The sequence below is a fragment of the Shewanella sp. MF05956 genome, from assembly GCF_059758055.1.
The window spans coordinates 127558-144788 of sequence record NZ_JCAYNV010000002.1; the positions used below are offsets into that span (position 1 = coordinate 127558).

Here is a 17231-nt window from a genome sequence, read left to right on the forward strand (position 1 = left end):
CCTTTTTACATCAATATTTTACCCACCAAGCATTTTTATTGTGAATTGATTTATACCCCGAAGATAAAAATTGTTAAGATTAGCGCCATAAAGTTTCATGCCCCAAGATTGATAGAGTGAAGAGTCCATAATGACTGTAATTGATACCAGCGATTTAGAAAAACATACCCCGATGATGCGACAATATTTGAGCTTAAAAGCCGCTCATGCCGACATGTTGCTGTTCTATCGAATGGGCGATTTTTACGAGTTATTTTATGATGATGCTAAAAAAGCATCTGAACTGTTGGGCATTTCATTGACCGCTCGCGGTAAAAGCGGTGGCGACCCAATCCCAATGGCGGGTATTCCTTATCATGCTGTTGAAGGCTACTTAGCTAAGTTGGTACAGATTGGACAGTCGGTGGCCATTTGTGAGCAAATTGGCGATCCTGCAACATCAAAAGGCCCAGTTGAACGTCAAGTGGTACGTATTGTGACTCCTGGCACATTAACTGATGAAGCGCTATTACAAGAGAAACAAGACAACTTACTCGCGGCGCTTTATCAAGGTAAAACGGGTTTTGGTTATGCCACGCTCGACATTTCATCAGGACGTTTTGTTGTTGCGGAACTACCGACTCGTGAAGCATTAGAAGCAGAGTTACAGCGTACTCATCCAGCTGAATTACTTTACAGCGAAGATTTTACTGACATGCTGTTAATCAATAACATGAAAGGGATCCGACGCCGCCCTGAATGGGAATTTGATTACGATACCAGTGTCAATTTATTGCTCAATCAATTTGGCACTAAAGATTTGCATGGCTTTGGTATTAGCGATGCGCGCTTAGCATTACAAGCTGCAGGCTGCCTAATGCAGTATGTCAAAGACACCCAAAAAATGGCCTTACCGCACATCAATTCGATTGTGCGCTTTAATCAATCTGAATCAATCATTTTAGATGCTGCGACTCGTCGCAACTTAGAGCTAACCCAAAATTTATCTGGCGGCCGTGATAACACCCTGGCATGGGTACTCGACAATACAGCGACGCCTATGGGCAGCCGCATGTTGCAACGTTGGATCCATGAACCACTTCGCGACCGTAAAGCCGTTCAATTACGCCACGGGGCTGTAAATGAATTAATTGAACAAGACCTTTACCACACTCTGCATGAGCAACTGAAAAGCTTAGGTGATATTGAACGTATTATGGCCCGCCTTGCTTTGCGCAGCGCCAGACCACGAGATTTTTCGCGTTTAAAGCAAGCTTTAGCATTACTGCCGACCATTCAACAAACGCTATCAACTTGCCAGCAACAGCAAATGTCTACGTTAGCGGCGCAGTTGGGTGAGTTTCCTGAGCAGCACGACTTGCTCGAACGCGCTATTGTCGATAACCCACCGATGTTAATTCGTGATGGCGGCGTGATTAAAAGCGGTTACCATGCTGAGTTAGACGAATGGCGTAAGCTGAGTGAAGGCGCCAATGATTACTTGGTCGAAATGGAAGCTCGCGAAAAACTGCAAACTGGGATCAGTACCCTCAAAGTGGGCTATAACCGCGTGCATGGCTATTACATTGAAGTCAGTCGCTTACAAGCAGATAAAGTCCCATTAAGTTATCAGCGCCGCCAGACACTAAAAGGAACTGAACGCTATATCACCCCAGAGCTTAAAGAATACGAAGAAAAAGTACTTTCAAGCCAAGGTAAAGCGTTGGCAATAGAAAAACAGCTATGGGAACAACTGTTTGACTTACTGTTACCTAAATTACAAGAACTGCAAATCTTCGCCACTGCAGCCGCACAGTTAGATGTATTAAGTAACTTTGCCGAACGAGCAGAAACCCTCAATTATCAGTGTCCACAAATGACTGACGGTATTGGGATTCATATTGATGCAGGTCGCCACCCTGTGGTTGAGCAGGTGAGTCAATCTGCCTTTATTGCCAACCCAGTTAGCCTGACGCCTCAGCGCAAAATGTTGATCGTAACCGGCCCCAATATGGGCGGTAAGTCAACTTATATGCGTCAGGTAGCACTTATCACTTTAATGGCTCACATTGGGTGTTTTGTGCCCGCAGATTCTGCTCAAATAGGTGAAATTGATCGAATATTTACACGTATTGGTGCATCAGACGATTTAGCATCGGGTCGTTCAACCTTCATGGTAGAGATGACCGAAACAGCCAATATTTTGCATAATGCGACAGCCAATAGTTTGGTATTAATGGATGAAATAGGCCGAGGAACCTCAACCTATGATGGTTTGTCGCTAGCGTGGTCTGCTGCTGAATATCTCGCTAAACAAGTCAGTGCGCTGACCTTGTTTGCAACACATTATTTTGAGCTAACTCAATTGCCAGAATTATTACCAGCTGTCGTCAATGTGCACTTAGATGCGATTGAACATGACGATACCATTGCCTTTATGCATGCCGTTCAAGAGGGTGCAGCCAGTAAAAGTTATGGTTTGCAAGTTGCCGCATTAGCCGGTGTGCCAAATCAAGTGATCAACGCGGCTAAACATAAACTGCATCAACTCGAAAACCGTGATAGTGCAGTATCAGAACATGCACCATCACAAGTGAGCATGAATTTACTTGCGCCGATGCCGGAGCCTTCACCCGCTTTAGTTAAGCTAACGCAAATAAATCCTGATGATTTTACGCCTAAGCAAGCTCTTGATTTATTGTATGAATTAAAACGTTTAGCACGCTAGGACCACAAAAAGCAGGCCATAAAAAGGACACTAAAATGTGTCCTTTTTTATTGTGGGCAAGTTAACATTACTCTTAATATGCTAAATATTAGTCCCTAAAAAGCGCTTCTACTGACAACCCTTGCGAGCCGAGTAAATCTTTTAGACGCTTTAACGCTTCAACCTGAATTTGACGAACTCGCTCGCGCGTTAGCCCTATTTCAGCACCCACGTTTTCAAGTGTTGATGGTTCATAGCCTAACAAACCAAATCGTCTTGCAAGCACTTCACGTTGTTTCGTATTAAGCTCATTTAACCAACCTACAATTGAGTTAGATAAATCTTCGCTTTGTACTCGATGATCTGGCCCAACGGAATCGTCGTCAGCAATCACATCTAATAATGCTTTTTCATTATCGCCACCTAACGGTGAATCAACGGAGGTAATTCTTTCATTCAGTTTAAGCATGCGACTCACATCGCCCGTTGAAACATCGAGTTTTTCAGCGATTTCTTCCGCGGTGGGTTCATGGTCAAGTTTTTGTGCGAGCTGCCTTGCAGTGCGAAGATAGACATTTAATTCTTTTACAACATGGATAGGAAGCCTGATCGTGCGAGTTTGATTCATAATGGCACGTTCAATGGTTTGTCTAATCCACCAGGTCGCATAAGTCGAAAAGCGGAAACCACGTTCAGGGTCAAACTTTTCTACCGCTCTGATCAGGCCTAAATTGCCTTCTTCAATGAGATCGAGCAACGCTAAACCACGATTGTTGTATCTTCTGGAAATTTTAACGACAAGACGTAAGTTACTTTCTATCATGCGGTTGCGAGATTTTTCGCAGCCTTTGAGGGCTTTACGTGAAAAATAGACTTCTTCTTCAGCTGTAAGCAAAGGAGAAAAACCAATTTCACCTAAATATAATTGAGTGGCATCGAGGTTTTTTTGTAAGTCTTCTTGGACTTTGTCTTCTATTTCGAGTTGCTGCACCAAATCGCCTTTTTTGGCTGCAACCTCTTGTGGTTGTTTAGCTAGATCGACAAGTGGTTCTGCTATTGCAGTACTGTTTTTGCGGCTCATAATTGCTCTCCCAAACCTAATTTGTGATATGTAATCTACTTCACTTGCCTATCCTCCGTTATTTATGTTGCTAAACAATTACTGTTTAGGTAGATATCGTAATGGGTTAACTGACTTGCCGTGATAACGCACTTCAAAATGAAGCATCACTTGGCTTGTCCCTGTACTGCCCATTTTTGCAACTGTTTGGCCTGCGCTAACATATTGCTTTTCTTTAACCATAATCGTGTCTGCATGAGCATAAGCACTTAAAAAATCATCGTTATGTTTGATAATCACTAAGTTGCCATATCCTCGAAGCGCATTGCCTGCGTATACGACTCTACCATCTGCTGCGGCCTTAATAATGTCTCCGCGATTACCAGCAATCTTAATACCTTGATTGCCTTGTTCTGACGCCGAAAAATACCCGATTATTCGACCTCTAACTGGCCAGTGCCATTGCTGAACTTGTTGTGGCAAGTTTGCGACAGGACCGTTTGCATTTTGGTTAACTATTTGTTGGGTAGTTGTTACAGAATACGCAGGCTTTACTTTGTGATCAAGATCTTTTTTCGTTCTGTCTGATACGACCACTGGCTGTGGCTTTGCGACTGCAACAGGTTGGATTGTTTGCGATTCAGTACGACGGGGAACCGATGAGTATGGCTGAGTAATGGCTTTAGTTTGCACCGCTGAAGCATAAGCTTGTGGTGCGCTAGCACCAGTAGACACTGAACCATTAGCGCTTGCTAAATTAAGTGTTTGCCCTGGATAAATGGTATAAGGCGCGTGCAGATTATTCTCTCTGGCAAGCGCAGCAAAGTGTCTCCCAGCGCCCCATGCAATAGAATACAAAGTATCACCTTTTTTTACGGTGTACTTATGGGTTTTAAGCGAGCCTTTGTGATAACGAGGACCATGATTTTTTGATGATAAACTATCAACCGGCGCGGGACGTTCAGCTTGAAAGCTACATCCTGTCAGCATGATTGCTAAGACCAAACCATTTGGCCAACCGGTATTCATCAAACAATGTCCTTAAGGAAAATACATAGGCGCACAGCGAATAGGCGCATTTTACATGATAAAGCATCACTCAGATCAAAACATGAAGCAGAACTCATGTTTTAGGCTAAATCACCATTGATTAATGGCACAAATTTAACCGCTTCGATTATTTCAGAATGGAACGTTGCGCCAGTGCGAGTAATTTTAAGCAATTGTTGTGTATCTTCGCCCACGGGAATAATTAATACCCCGTTATCAGCAAGCTGTTCAAGTAATGCTTGTGGGACAGAAGCCGCCGCCGCGGTCACCATAATGCCATCAAATGGACCACGATTAGGCCAACCTTGCCAACCATCACCGTATTTAAATGACACATTGTGCAAGTCTAGGCGCTTAAGCCTTTGTCTGGCTTGAATTTGCAGGGCTTTTATTCTTTCTATTGTACAAAGCTCTGGAATGAGCGAAGCAAGCACTGCCGCTTGATAACCCGAACCAGTACCAATTTCGAGTACTTTTTGTGGGTTATGCTGCAGCAAAAGCTCTGTCATGCGCGCCACAATGTACGGCTGAGATATTGTTTGACCTTGGCCAATGGGTAACGCGGTATTTTCATAGGCTTTGTGCGCTAAGGCGTCGTCGAGAAATAACTCACGCGGGGTGGTGGCGACTGCGTGTAATACCGCAGGGTGGCGGATCCCAGCATCAGACAACTTTTTTGCCAAATTCATTGCTGATGTTGAAGCAACCCTAGTCATATTTTTGTTATCCACTCAGCTAATCCGTTTAGTTGATTGTATGCAGTTAAATCGACAGTTAACGGTGTAATCGACACGTACCCGGCTGCAACAGCACCAAAATCAGTGCCTTCGCCAGCGTCTTGTTCACTGCCAACTGGACCCAACCAATAGATATCTTTACCAGCAGGGTCTTGGGTTTTTATCATACCTTCCGCTTTGTGCCTGGCACCTAAACGAGTGACTTTAATCCCTTTAATTTGTTCAACAGGCAAGTCTGGCACATTCACATTTAAAATTTGATCGCTATTTACAGGGTGTGCTAATAACCCTTTTACAATTTTTGCAGCATAGACAGCAGCACTATCATAGTGAGTTAACGATTTACCCACTAACGAAATTGCTATCGCCGGTAAACCTAAAAAGCGCCCTTCCATCGCAGCCGCAACGGTCCCTGAATAAAGGGTATCATCACCCATATTGGCACCCGCATTAATGCCTGAAACCACAATATCGGGCTCATCTTGGCACAACTGCCTAATGGCTAAATGCACGCAATCAGTAGGTGTGCCATTGACTGAAATATAACCGTTATCTAAGTTATTAATTCTTAATGGATTAGTCAAGGTTAATGAATTGCTCGCGCCTGAACAATTTCGATCGGGCGCAACGGTAAGCACTTGTGCAAACTCACTCAGTGCCTGGGTTAATGCGATAATACCTGGGGCATTAACACCATCATCATTACTGACTAAAATATTAATCATTGCTTAGGACTCTTTATTAGGTTGCTGTTCATCTTGCAATAAACGCTGCGCTTGTTGTTCTGCCACCATGATTTGTCTTTGTTGTTCTTGGACATCTTGATAATCAGCAAGCTCACGCAACACAGATGTCGCATAACTGCCTGCAGGCAGCATAAACTCAAGCGTTAATACATTGTCGTTAAACTGCCATTTCATCCCTTGCGGCTCAAGTAAAAGAGGTCGTCTTTCTTGGGAGAGTCCTGCATTTTCAAGGCCAGATAAATCATCGAAATAATCGCTTAACGGCGCCATTTCAAGTGCCAGCGCATCATCTTTTGCCAAGGGAATTCCACGCCCCCAAAGAGGAGCAGATAATTGAATGTCTTTTTCAGCTAGGCGGGAATTAAGCACATCATCCCACGCATCAACAGTAAAATAACTCTTGCTGCCCGCTAACATCACACAATCACCTGCGATGGTATTGATTTGTTGTGTGGCTAAGCGATGTGACACCACTAAGTTAAATATGTTTGATCGCACTGCAGACAAGTACATGCTGCGTTTATTGCGATCTTTTATATTACGGCCACCGCTTAACATCTGACGACCCATGACTAAATTTTTACCATCGTGACCAAAACGTTGTTCACCAAAATAGTTAGGCACGCCGACTGAAGCAATACGTTGTAAGCGAGATTCAACATCAACTACATCGGTAATATTGCGTAAAGTGAGCACAAAACGGTTGCCTAATAGCGCACCAATGCGCAGTTTTTTACTGTGACGACTACTTGATAAAATAGTGAGTTTATCGCTATTAAGCTGTGCCCACTCTGGGGTTTCTTTGCCAGGAATACGAATGCCAAACCACTGCTCTGTGACGGCGTTTTTGTCTTTTTGGCCAGCATAAGTCACTTCTTTAGGGTGGACTTTAGCAAACTTCGCCAGCATCTCAGCAACATAAACTGTGTTCAAGCCATTTTTTTGAATATGCAACATATGATGCTCGCCTTCACCTGTTGGGGTAAATGGCAAAATTTCTTTCACAATAAAATCACTATTGTGTGTGCGTAAATCAGCTTGGCTTAACGGTTTATCTAGCAGGTAATGTAATTCGTTCATCTGGCAAACATTCTCTATATTATTAACGCGATTGATTAACCATCAGTACGACAGCTTCTACAGCAATACCTTCTTTACGTCCGGTAAAACCTAATTTTTCAGTGGTCGTTGCTTTTACATTGATGTTATCGATGTCCGTTTGCAAATCAGCACTTAAACACTCACGGATTGCTTCAATATGCGGCGCCATTTTAGGGGCCTGGGCAATCACCGTGACATCAAGGTTACCTATCACAAACTGCTTTTGACGAGCGAGCTCATAGCAATGCTTCAACAGCTCACGACTATCCGCTCCGGCAAAGTTAGCATCGGTATCGGGAAAGTGTTTACCAATATCGCCTAATGCCATCGCACCCAATATCGCATCACTGACAGCATGTAAAATTACATCACCGTCAGAGTGAGCAATTAAGCCTGTCTCATAAGGCACGACCACGCCCCCTAAAATAAGCGGTTTGTCGCCACCAAACTTGTGTACATCAAAACCATGGCCAATACGTATATTCATGTTAATCCTTGTGATGAGGTTATCATTACAATAAGGCTATTATGTTTATTGCATAAATTTTAGTGTGTTTATTGCATAAATTTTTTGTCCTTGTTGCATATTTTTATTGTGTTTATTGCATAAATTTTATTGTGCTTGTTGCATAAATAATGCTGCAAGTTGTAAGTCATCAGGGTGAGTCACTTTAATATTATCCACACGACCACTCACTAGCCCTGGCATCACTCCGGCCCATTCCATTGCACTCGCCTCATCAGTAATATTGACCGTTGCAGCAAGTGCCTGAGATAAATTATTTTTCAGAGCAGTGATGGGGAAAAACTGTGGGGTTAATGCGTGCCAAAGTAACGCTCGCTCAACGGTATTGGTGATTAAACCACTGGCATCGCTGCGCTTCATGGTATCGCGCACTGGCGCCGCCAAAATTGCACCTTGAGGGTATTGTTTTAGCGATGCAATCAACTTGTTAATATCTTCATGGCGTAAACAAGGTCTGGCAGCATCGTGAACTAACGCCCATGCTGTAGGATTAATCGACATGGCATGTTCCAGCGCAGCAAGAACTGAGTCAGCTCGCTCACCACCGCCAATCACTTTTATAAGCTTAGGGTGTTTAGCTTGGGGAAGTTGCTTGAAATATTGATCTTGTGGATGCAAAGCGACAATAACCTGATCAATGCGTTCGTGCGACAATAATACATCCAGGGTGTGAGCCAAAATACTTTGCTGACCGAGCATTAGATACTGCTTTGGCTTATGAGCTCCCATGCGACTGCCGATACCAGCAGCTGGAACAATGGCAATAATTGACTGAGGATTATTTTGCATAGTAAACCATTTTTAGAATTATTATAGCCCGTTTAACGCGTCATTATCACTGCACAACAAGCTATGGATTAAACGGTTGATCCCGTGATTCGGTGCTAATTACACGATAAAAGGTTTCGCCTTCTTTAACCATTCCAAGCTCGTTTCGGGCGCGCTCTTCTATCGCTTCAGTGCCACTGAGTAAGTCGATGATTTCTTCTTTGAGGATTTGATTGCGAGCCACCAGCTTTTGATTGCTTTGCTGTTGGGCTTCAATCTGGGTTTGCAGCAAGACATATTCAGAAAAATTATTATCGCCCTGCCATAGCCGATATTGTAAAACAGCCAGTAAACCAATCATTAATAATATTAGTTGTTTCATAATATCAAGTTACGTCGCATTAACCCTTAGAATGTATATTGGATATAGTACAACAAAAAAGGCCACCGAGTGGTGGCCTTTTTAAGCTAAAGCAAAAATTATGCTTGGCCTTTCACTTCTTTAAGACCATTGTATGGTGCTTTTGAACCTAGCGCTTCTTCAATACGCAGTAGCTGGTTGTATTTAGCAACACGATCACTGCGGCTTAATGAACCGGTTTTGATTTGGCCTGCTGCGGTACCTACGGCTAAATCAGCAATCGTTGAATCTTCAGTTTCGCCACTACGGTGAGAAATCACCACGGTGAAACCGGCATCTTTTGCCATTTTAATTGCAGCCAACGTTTCAGTTAACGAACCGATCTGGTTGAACTTAATTAAGATAGAGTTAGCGATGCCGTTGTCGATACCACGCTTAAGAATTTTAGTGTTGGTTACGAATAAATCGTCACCCACTAATTGGATTTTATCACCCATTAATTTAGTTTGGTGAGCAAAACCATCCCAGTCAGACTCGTCAAGACCATCTTCGATAGAAACTATTGGGTAACGTTCAGTAAGACCTTGTAAGAAGAAGTTGAATTCTTCAGAAGTGAATTTTTTGCCTTCACCTTTAAGATCATAAATATTAGCTTCTTTGTCATAAAATTCAGAAGCTGCACAATCCATCGCTAATGTGATGTCTTTACCTAACTCATAACCTGCGTTGGCAACAGCGACTTTAATTGCTGCTAGCGCGGCTTCGTTAGAGGCTAAGTTTGGAGCAAAACCACCTTCATCACCTACTGCAGTTGAATGGCCATCAGCTTTAAGGACTTTAGCAAGGCTGTGGAATACTTCTGCGCCCATACGTAAACCTTCACGGAATGTCTTAGCGCCAACCGGTTGAATCATGAACTCTTGAATATCAACACTGTTGTCTGCATGCTCGCCACCGTTGATGATGTTCATCATAGGGAGTGGCATTGAATAAACACCAGGAGTACCGTTTAGATCAGCAATGTGCGCATATAAAGGTACGTGCTTAGCTGCAGCAGCGGCTTTAGCAATAGCCAATGAAACAGCAAGAATGGCGTTAGCACCAAATTTAGCTTTGTTTTCTGTACCGTCTAAGTCAATCATAATTTGGTCAAGTTCTGCTTGAGCCAATGCATCTTTACCTTTAATCGCGTCTGCAATTGGGCCATTTACAGCAGCAACAGCTTTTAATACGCCTTTACCTAAGTAACGCGCTTTGTCGCCATCACGAAGTTCTAATGCTTCACGACTACCCGTTGATGCGCCAGATGGTGCTGCAGCCATACCCACATAACCGCCTTCTAAATGCACTTCTGCCTCAACGGTTGGGTTGCCACGCGAATCCATAATCTCGCGACCAATCACTTTAATAATGTTAGCCATAATATCCTCGTACTGTGTCAGTAAATTAAAAAATGTAATAAAAGTTAAAAGCCAATACCAATAAAACCACTCGACAACCTAATATTGCTGACTTATTGGTATGTAACTTTCAGTTTTGTAATTTTATTCTATTTAGAGCTTAGGATAAATCGAATTGGTCTCTGCTTCAACTTAGTTTTAACCACAGTGAGACATCAATAAGCCGATTATTTGATCTTACGCATATATCATAGACAAAAAAGCCGCTAATGCAGAACATTAGCGGCTAATACGTATTAGCTTATGTCGCGTTTTTGATACGCATAAGAAGCAGCAATAAAGCCTTCAAATAATGGGTGGCCATCACGAGGCGTTGAGGTGAATTCTGGGTGGAATTGACCAGCAACAAACCAAGGGTGATCTGGCAACTCAATCATTTCAATCAACTTACGATCTGATGACAAACCACTAAACACTAAACCGGCTTTTTCAAGACGTTCAATGAAGTTGTTGTTTACTTCGTAACGATGACGATGGCGTTCAACACAGGTTGTTGAATTGTATGCTGTAGCCGCTCTTGTGCCTTCTTTTAAATGGCATAACTGAGCGCCTAAACGCATTGTGCCACCTAAATCAGAAGATTCATGGCGTTTTTCAACATCACCTTCTTCATTAATCCATTCGGTAATCAAACCCACGACTGGATAAGGTGTTTCAGGATTAAACTCCGTAGAGTGAGCACCTTCTAAACCGGCAACATGGCGTGCAAATTCGATTAACGCAACTTGCATACCTAAACAAATACCAAAGTAAGGTAAGTTGTTTTCGCGTGCAAATTTAGCCGCAAAGATTTTGCCTTCTACGCCACGTTCACCAAAACCGCCAGGGACTAAAATACCGTCAAGGCCTTGTAATACTTCTTCGCCTTTAGCTTCAACCGTTTGTGAATCAATGTATTTGATGTTCACGGTAACGCGGTTTTTTAAGCCTGCATGTTTTAATGCTTCGTTAACTGACTTATAAGCATCTGGCAATTCAATGTACTTACCTACCATACCAATAGTGACTTCACCATTTGGATTGGCTTCTTGGTAAATAACATTTTCCCACTCAGACAAATCAGCTTCGTTGCAGGTTAAATTAAAACGTTTGATAACTAAGTCATCTAACCCTTGTGAACGCAGCAACGCTGGAATTTTGTAGATGCTATCAACGTCTTTTAATGAAATAACAGCACGTTCTTCTACATTACAGAATAACGAAATTTTTGCTTTTTCATTGGCTGGGATCGCACGGTCGCCACGACAAACCAATACATCCGGCGCAATACCAATAGAACGCAACTCTTTAACAGAATGCTGCGTTGGCTTGGTTTTAATTTCCCCTGCGGCACCTAAGAATGGCACTAAGGTTAAATGCATAAATAAAGTGCGTTCACGTCCTAGTTCTGCACCTAATTGACGGATAGATTCAAGGAAAGGTAATGACTCGATGTCACCTACCGTGCCGCCAATCTCTACGATTGCAACGTCATGACCTTCACCACCGGCAAGCACTTTTTCTTTGATGGCGTTGGTGATGTGCGGAATAACCTGAATGGTTGCACCCAAATAATCACCGCGGCGTTCTTTACTAATAACTTCTTCGTAAATACGGCCAGTAGTAAAGTTGTTACGACGGTTCATTTTAGTGCGAATGAAGCGCTCGTAGTGACCTAAGTCAAGATCGGTTTCAGCGCCATCTTCAGTCACGAATACTTCACCGTGCTGAGTAGGACTCATCGTACCTGGGTCGACGTTAATGTATGGATCCAGTTTCATAATGGTTACATTAAGGCCACGCGCCTCTAAAATTGCTGCTAGCGAAGCTGCTGCAATGCCTTTACCTAGTGATGAAACAACGCCACCAGTAACGAAGATATACCTTGTAGTCATGCTGAACCTGAGAAAATGTGTTGGAAAAAAACGTGCTTGTAAGAAAGCACTAGGACGGGGCGATATCATACCAAAGCCACCTCGATTCGACAAACTTAAACGCGCTATATTTAGCTTAATTTGCCTTTTCGTGCTGCTTTACTCGATCCCAATAGCCGTCTAATTCAGTTAATGTATGCTGTTCAATCGCTTTACCACTGTCGGCTACATATTGTTCAACCCCCCTAAAACGTCGCTCAAACTTAGTGTTTGCTTGGCGTAAAGCTTGTTCAGGATCGACTTTTAAATGGCGGGCTAAATTCACGACTGCAAATAATAAGTCGCCCATTTCATCTTGCACTTTATCTTTAGAGTAATCGGCATCATTAGGCTGCTTATTTACCTCAACGAGTACTTCATCAATCTCTTCATGTATTTTAGCCACAACGGGTTCAAGCTCTGCCCAGTCAAAGCCGACTTTAGCCACCCGATGCTGAATTTTTCGCGCTCGCGACAATGCCGGTAACGCAGTGGGGATATCATCAAGGGCTGAGTGCAACTGTTTTTGTTGACGCTCATTAGCTTTAAGCTTATCCCATGCCTGGTTCAAGTCCTGAGAATTGATAATAGGACCACTGATTTGGCCATCAGCCTGAGCAAACACATGAGGATGACGTCGGGTCAATTTATCGCTAATGCGCTCTATAACCGTGGCAAAGTCAAACATGCCTTGCTCTTGACCTAATTGGCAATAAAACACAACTTGAAATAACAAGTCGCCCAACTCATCGGGTAACTCCTGCCACGCTTTGCGCTCTATGGTGTCGACCACTTCATAGGCTTCTTCTAGGGTAAAAGGCACAATGGTGGCAAAGTCTTGAGCAAGATCCCACGGACAACCGGTTTGCGGATCGCGTAATTTCTTCATAATGTCTAATAACGGCTGCATGTTTGCCACGTTGTTTATCCTCTAAATTTGAAAAGCTTTTAAATTAAAAAGGCACCTAGATTAAGGTGCCTTTGCGCTGAGTCTTGCCTTTTAATCTTGCGGCGTTATAGCCGGCGAGATTCAATCACACCATCAACTTGCGATAATTTAGCAATAATGCGCGATAAACCGTCTAGGTTATACAACTCAAGTTCAAGCTCTACCGTTGCGGTTTGGGTTTTCACATCTGATGATGAGCTCATGGCCATCACATTCGACTTTTCAGCGGCTAGCACTGTGGTTAAGTCGCGTAATAATCCACTGCGGTCGTGGGATAATACTCGCACTCGAATACGGTATCCGCCAGAGTAGTTTTCGCCCCAAATTACATCAACACTGCGCTCAGGGTGAGCCCGCATGAGCTCTTTTACTTGTTCACAATCACTACGGTGCACCGAAATACCACGGCCCATGGTGATATAACCAAATATTTCATCGCCGGGCACTGGCTGACAACAACGAGCAATATGGCTCATCAAGTTACCAACACCATTAACTTCTACTTGGCCTTTATCTGATTTTTTCGGTTTATGTGATGCTTTCTTAAGAATGTCTTCAACTAAGTCTTCGTCCGTATCGACGACTTTGCGGATTTTAGTTTCGGTAAAATTCACCACCTGATTTAACCGTAAATCACCACCGCCAATGGCCGCTAGCATGTCGTCCATCGTGTTAAGATTAAAACGCTCAACGGCCACTGCAGCATCTTTAATTTTTAAACCAACACGCGACAATTCAGATTCGAGCATCTCTTTACCGGCGGCAATATTTTTGTCGCGGTCTTGTTGCTTAAACCAATGTTGAATTTTAGAACGTGAACGTGACGACTTAATATAACCTAAGTTTAGATTTAACCAGTCGCGTTTAGGGTTAGGCGTTTTTGAGGTGATAATTTCAATGCGCTCACCCGTTTCGACTTGATAAGTAAATGGTACAATTCGGCCATCAACTTTAGCGCCTATACATTTATGTCCTACTTGCGAGTGAATGTAATAAGCAAAATCGAGTACGGTTGAGCCAAGCGGTAAATCGACCACTTCACCGTTAGGAGTAAACACATAAACACGGTCTTCAAATACTTGGCTACGAACCTCATCAACCAAGTTACCACTTTCGGCCACATCTTCTTGCCACTGTAAAATTTTACGCAGCCAGTTAATTTTTTCTTCGTAACCGGTTTGCTTGGTGTTACCCGCGCCTTCTTTATATTTCCAATGCGCAGCAACCCCTAACTCAGAGTCTTGGTGCATCGCTTCAGTACGAATTTGAATTTCGACGGTTTTGCCTTCAGGCCCCACCACTACGGTGTGGATCGATTGGTAACCATTTGGTTTTGGATTGGCCACGTAATCGTCAAATTCGCGCGGAATGTGGTGCCATAAATCGTGCACCACGCCCAAGGCGCCATAGCAATCTTGCAATCGCTCGGTGACAATACGTACAGCTCTTACATCAAACAATTCATCGAATTTAAGATCTTTGCCCTTCATTTTGCGCCAAATACTGTATATGTGCTTTGGGCGGCCATACACTTTTGCGCGAATTTCGTCGTTGTCTAAACGTTGTTGCAGTTGCGTGACGAATTTGTCGATAAACACTTCGCGGTCAACACGTTTACCGTCTAACTGTTTAGCAATGTCTTTGTATACTGTTGGGTGCAAATAGCGGAACGAAATATCTTCGAGCTCCCACTTAAGCTGACCAATACCTAAACGGTTAGCCAGTGGGGCATAAATATCGGCGATTTCACGGGCTAACAATACACGAGTTTCTTCGTCAGCATTTTTAACCGCACGCAATAAACACACGCGCTCTGCCAATTTAATGACGACAGCGCGCACATCTTCAACCATCGCTAACAGCATTTTACGAATATTATCGATTTGCGGTTCGGCATCACGCGAGTTTTCGCTGACTTTCAGTGCGCCAATGGCATTCATGGTGACAACACTGGCAACGAGTCTTGCTAAATTGTCGCCATACTGTTCAGCTAATTGCTCTTCGTTTAATACATCAGCTTCAAACATTAAAAACAGCACTGCAGCTTGAAGCGTTTCAATGTCCATGTTGAGCGGCGCGAGGATTTCGATCATTTCACGAGCGCGCGCAAGCAATTCAGTATGAGCCAGTTTATTTTTGACCGGTAAGGCCTCAACTTGCTGGATCAATACTAATAATTTTTGAGCGTCGTCTTTGTCGTCGAGATAACGAGCGACCCACTCATCTAATTGGAATGCTTGCGTATTAAAATGTGCTTCGCGAACAGATACCATGAACCCTTCCTTAGCCGCATGACCGACTGATATCGACCATCATTGTATTCTTAAAGGAATAAATGAGGCATTAATTACAACTGAACACGTCATCTTGAAGCCATAGACTTTTTTGTCAATTTAAACGAGCTCAGTTGAACAAATTTATAGCATACCATTTGATATTGCAGTAAATACTGCCAGCTTATTTACATAATTCAAATAAAACCATGGCTTCGGTATGGTGCGTTTGCGGAAACATATCCACTAAACCTACTTTGGCAATACGATAACCATTGGCTAATAATACACTACTGTCGCGCGCTAAACTTGCTGGATTACACGATACGTATACCACTTTTTTAGGTTGCATCTTCTGTAACCACTGTAAACTTTCATAGGCACCAGCACGGGCTGGGTCGAGTAATAACTTATCAATTTTACCTAACCAGGCTTGTTCTGATAAGTCAGCACTTAAGTCTGCATGATAAAACGTTACATTGTCTAAGTGATTATCTAACGCATTTTGCTTAGCCTGCTCAACCATTTCTGGCACACCTTCAACCCCAATCACTTGCGCCGCTTTTTTAGCAAGAGGCAAGCTGAAGTTCCCGACACCACAAAACAAATCAAGAATACGCTCACCCGCTTGAGGGTCTAGCCATTCAATAGCTTGATCCACCATCGCTTGATTAATGGTGCCATTAACCTGGACAAAGTTACCCGGGGTAAATGAACATCGCACACTTTCGGCGGCCAAATGATAATAAGGCAACGTTACAGCTTGCTCAATCGAAGCGAGCGAAGGATAAAGCTGGGTTAGTTGCCCGGCATCATCTTGTAGCAACAGATTAAGCTGATGTTTTTCAGCAAAGCCACTTAACCAGCGAATATCGGAGTTAGGCAGTTTTTTAGTCACTCTGAGTGCAACAAAATGACCATTATCAGCCTGAGTCAATTCAACATGGCCGATGCTCGCTTTGGCTTTTAATTGGTTTAAGTTAGCCGCTAAAGGCGTAATTAAATCTGACAAAGGAGCCGCTAATACCGGGCATTGGTTAATTTCAATAATTTGATTACTGTTACCAGCACGAAATCCCAGCTGTAAACGTTGGCTGCGTTTATCCAGTACGGTAGCGAGGCGAGCCCTGCGTCGATAATGCCAGCCATCGCCAATAATCGCCTCTGCCAACATCTGTGTATCGATAGCATCTGAACTCGACTTAGCCATTAAATCAACCAAGGCTGATTGCTTATAATCACGCTGAGCTTGAATGTCCATATGCTGTAAATCACATCCACCACATTGACTGTAATGCTGACAATGAGGTTTGACTCTACTTAGCGCTGGACTGGCAATATTGATTAGTTTGGCTTTAGCATAACTTTTCTTTTGCTCAATAAGCTGCACCGTTGCGCGCTCGCCGGGTAACGCACCGGCAATGAACACCACCTTACCTTGAAGCTGTGCCATACCTGCACCGAGGTGGTCTAGTTGGGTGACATCTAGCGTGAGCTTTGCAGATAATTGTTTAGATTTGTTCGGTTTTTCTTTGAAAAATTGTGCCATTTCGGCCTCAGATGTCGAATAAAAAACTAGTCAAGAGTGCGCTGTTTCTGGCAGTCTAGACGTAATAATAGCG

14 protein-coding genes are annotated in these 17231 nt (G+C 43.2%); 1 reads left to right on the plus strand and 13 read right to left on the minus strand.

The window, feature by feature from the left end; genetic code table 11:
* Positions 1 to 130 precede the first annotated feature (130 nt).
* Positions 131 to 2707, plus strand: coding sequence for a DNA mismatch repair protein MutS (gene mutS, locus AC19MX_RS02490; protein ID WP_432398964.1), 2577 nt, complete (start codon positions 131 to 133; stop codon positions 2705 to 2707).
* 88 nt (positions 2708 to 2795) lie between these two features.
* Here mutS and rpoS read toward each other — a convergent pair whose 3' ends face one another.
* The 13 genes from rpoS to rlmD all read right to left on the minus strand — a co-directional run bounded on the left by rpoS (position 2796) and on the right by rlmD (position 17158).
* Entirely contained in the window at positions 2796 to 3767 is a 972-nt protein-coding gene (rpoS, locus tag AC19MX_RS02495) for an RNA polymerase sigma factor RpoS (RefSeq protein ID WP_432398965.1), read from the minus strand.
* Positions 3768 to 3845: 78 nt separating this feature from the next.
* Positions 3846 to 4778 (minus strand): peptidoglycan DD-metalloendopeptidase family protein, encoded by a 933-nt coding sequence (locus AC19MX_RS02500; RefSeq protein ID WP_432398966.1) that lies wholly within the window; start codon positions 4776 to 4778, stop codon positions 3846 to 3848.
* 98 nt (positions 4779 to 4876) lie between these two features.
* The gene (locus tag AC19MX_RS02505; RefSeq protein ID WP_432398967.1) at positions 4877 to 5512 is read right to left on the minus strand and encodes a protein-L-isoaspartate(D-aspartate) O-methyltransferase; all 636 of its coding nucleotides are present in this window, start codon (positions 5510 to 5512) and stop codon (positions 4877 to 4879) included.
* Positions 5509 to 6258 carry a 5'/3'-nucleotidase SurE gene (gene surE / locus AC19MX_RS02510; protein WP_432398968.1) on the minus strand — a complete coding sequence of 250 codons (750 nt, stop codon included), beginning with the start codon at positions 6256 to 6258 and terminating at the stop codon, positions 5509 to 5511. The genes AC19MX_RS02505 and surE overlap by 4 nt, the downstream gene beginning before the upstream one ends.
* Positions 6259 to 6261: 3 nt before the next feature.
* Complete coding sequence (gene truD, locus AC19MX_RS02515; protein WP_432398969.1) at positions 6262 to 7359, minus strand: tRNA pseudouridine(13) synthase TruD; 1098 nt, start codon at positions 7357 to 7359, stop codon at positions 6262 to 6264.
* 22 nt (positions 7360 to 7381) lie between these two features.
* Positions 7382 to 7867, minus strand: coding sequence for a 2-C-methyl-D-erythritol 2,4-cyclodiphosphate synthase (gene ispF / locus AC19MX_RS02520; protein ID WP_432398970.1), 486 nt, complete (start codon positions 7865 to 7867; stop codon positions 7382 to 7384).
* A gap of 126 nt (positions 7868 to 7993) precedes the next feature.
* Positions 7994 to 8695 (minus strand): 2-C-methyl-D-erythritol 4-phosphate cytidylyltransferase, encoded by a 702-nt coding sequence (gene ispD, locus AC19MX_RS02525; protein ID WP_432398971.1) that lies wholly within the window; start codon positions 8693 to 8695, stop codon positions 7994 to 7996.
* Positions 8696 to 8756: 61 nt separating this feature from the next.
* On the minus strand, positions 8757 to 9056 hold the full coding sequence (gene ftsB / locus AC19MX_RS02530) for a cell division protein FtsB (RefSeq protein WP_432398972.1): 300 nt from the start codon (positions 9054 to 9056) through the stop codon (positions 8757 to 8759).
* 98 nt (positions 9057 to 9154) lie between these two features.
* Positions 9155 to 10456 carry a phosphopyruvate hydratase gene (eno, locus tag AC19MX_RS02535; protein WP_432398973.1) on the minus strand — a complete coding sequence of 434 codons (1302 nt, stop codon included), beginning with the start codon at positions 10454 to 10456 and terminating at the stop codon, positions 9155 to 9157.
* A gap of 275 nt (positions 10457 to 10731) precedes the next feature.
* The gene (gene pyrG / locus AC19MX_RS02540) at positions 10732 to 12369 is read right to left on the minus strand and encodes a CTP synthase (protein WP_432398975.1); all 1638 of its coding nucleotides are present in this window, start codon (positions 12367 to 12369) and stop codon (positions 10732 to 10734) included.
* A 115-nt stretch (positions 12370 to 12484) separates the two neighbouring features.
* Complete coding sequence (gene mazG / locus AC19MX_RS02545; protein ID WP_432399204.1) at positions 12485 to 13297, minus strand: nucleoside triphosphate pyrophosphohydrolase; 813 nt, start codon at positions 13295 to 13297, stop codon at positions 12485 to 12487.
* Between the two features lie 104 nt (positions 13298 to 13401).
* Positions 13402 to 15609 (minus strand): GTP diphosphokinase, encoded by a 2208-nt coding sequence (gene relA / locus AC19MX_RS02550; RefSeq protein WP_432398976.1) that lies wholly within the window; start codon positions 15607 to 15609, stop codon positions 13402 to 13404.
* A gap of 184 nt (positions 15610 to 15793) precedes the next feature.
* Complete coding sequence (gene rlmD / locus AC19MX_RS02555; protein ID WP_432398977.1) at positions 15794 to 17158, minus strand: 23S rRNA (uracil(1939)-C(5))-methyltransferase RlmD; 1365 nt, start codon at positions 17156 to 17158, stop codon at positions 15794 to 15796.
* Between the last annotated feature and the right edge of the window lie 73 nt (positions 17159 to 17231).

What these genes read in the sequence shown, in the direction of transcription:
- mutS (WP_432398964.1), top strand. Translation starts at nt 131, where the DNA reads ATGACTGTAATTGATACCAGCGATTTAGAAAAACATACCCCGATGATG.
- rpoS (WP_432398965.1), bottom strand. Translation starts at nt 3,767, where the DNA reads ATGAGCCGCAAAAACAGTACTGCAATAGCAGAACCACTTGTCGATCTA.
- AC19MX_RS02505 (WP_432398967.1), bottom strand. Translation starts at nt 5,512, where the DNA reads ATGACTAGGGTTGCTTCAACATCAGCAATGAATTTGGCAAAAAAGTTG.
- surE (WP_432398968.1), bottom strand. Translation starts at nt 6,258, where the DNA reads ATGATTAATATTTTAGTCAGTAATGATGATGGTGTTAATGCCCCAGGT.
- truD (WP_432398969.1), bottom strand. Translation starts at nt 7,359, where the DNA reads ATGAACGAATTACATTACCTGCTAGATAAACCGTTAAGCCAAGCTGAT.
- ispF (WP_432398970.1), bottom strand. Translation starts at nt 7,867, where the DNA reads ATGAATATACGTATTGGCCATGGTTTTGATGTACACAAGTTTGGTGGC.
- ispD (WP_432398971.1), bottom strand. Translation starts at nt 8,695, where the DNA reads ATGCAAAATAATCCTCAGTCAATTATTGCCATTGTTCCAGCTGCTGGT.
- ftsB (WP_432398972.1), bottom strand. Translation starts at nt 9,056, where the DNA reads ATGAAACAACTAATATTATTAATGATTGGTTTACTGGCTGTTTTACAA.
- eno (WP_432398973.1), bottom strand. Translation starts at nt 10,456, where the DNA reads ATGGCTAACATTATTAAAGTGATTGGTCGCGAGATTATGGATTCGCGT.
- pyrG (WP_432398975.1), bottom strand. Translation starts at nt 12,369, where the DNA reads ATGACTACAAGGTATATCTTCGTTACTGGTGGCGTTGTTTCATCACTA.
- mazG (WP_432399204.1), bottom strand. Translation starts at nt 13,297, where the DNA reads ATGCAGCCGTTATTAGACATTATGAAGAAATTACGCGATCCGCAAACC.
- relA (WP_432398976.1), bottom strand. Translation starts at nt 15,609, where the DNA reads ATGGTATCTGTTCGCGAAGCACATTTTAATACGCAAGCATTCCAATTA.
- rlmD (WP_432398977.1), bottom strand. Translation starts at nt 17,158, where the DNA reads ATGGCACAATTTTTCAAAGAAAAACCGAACAAATCTAAACAATTATCT.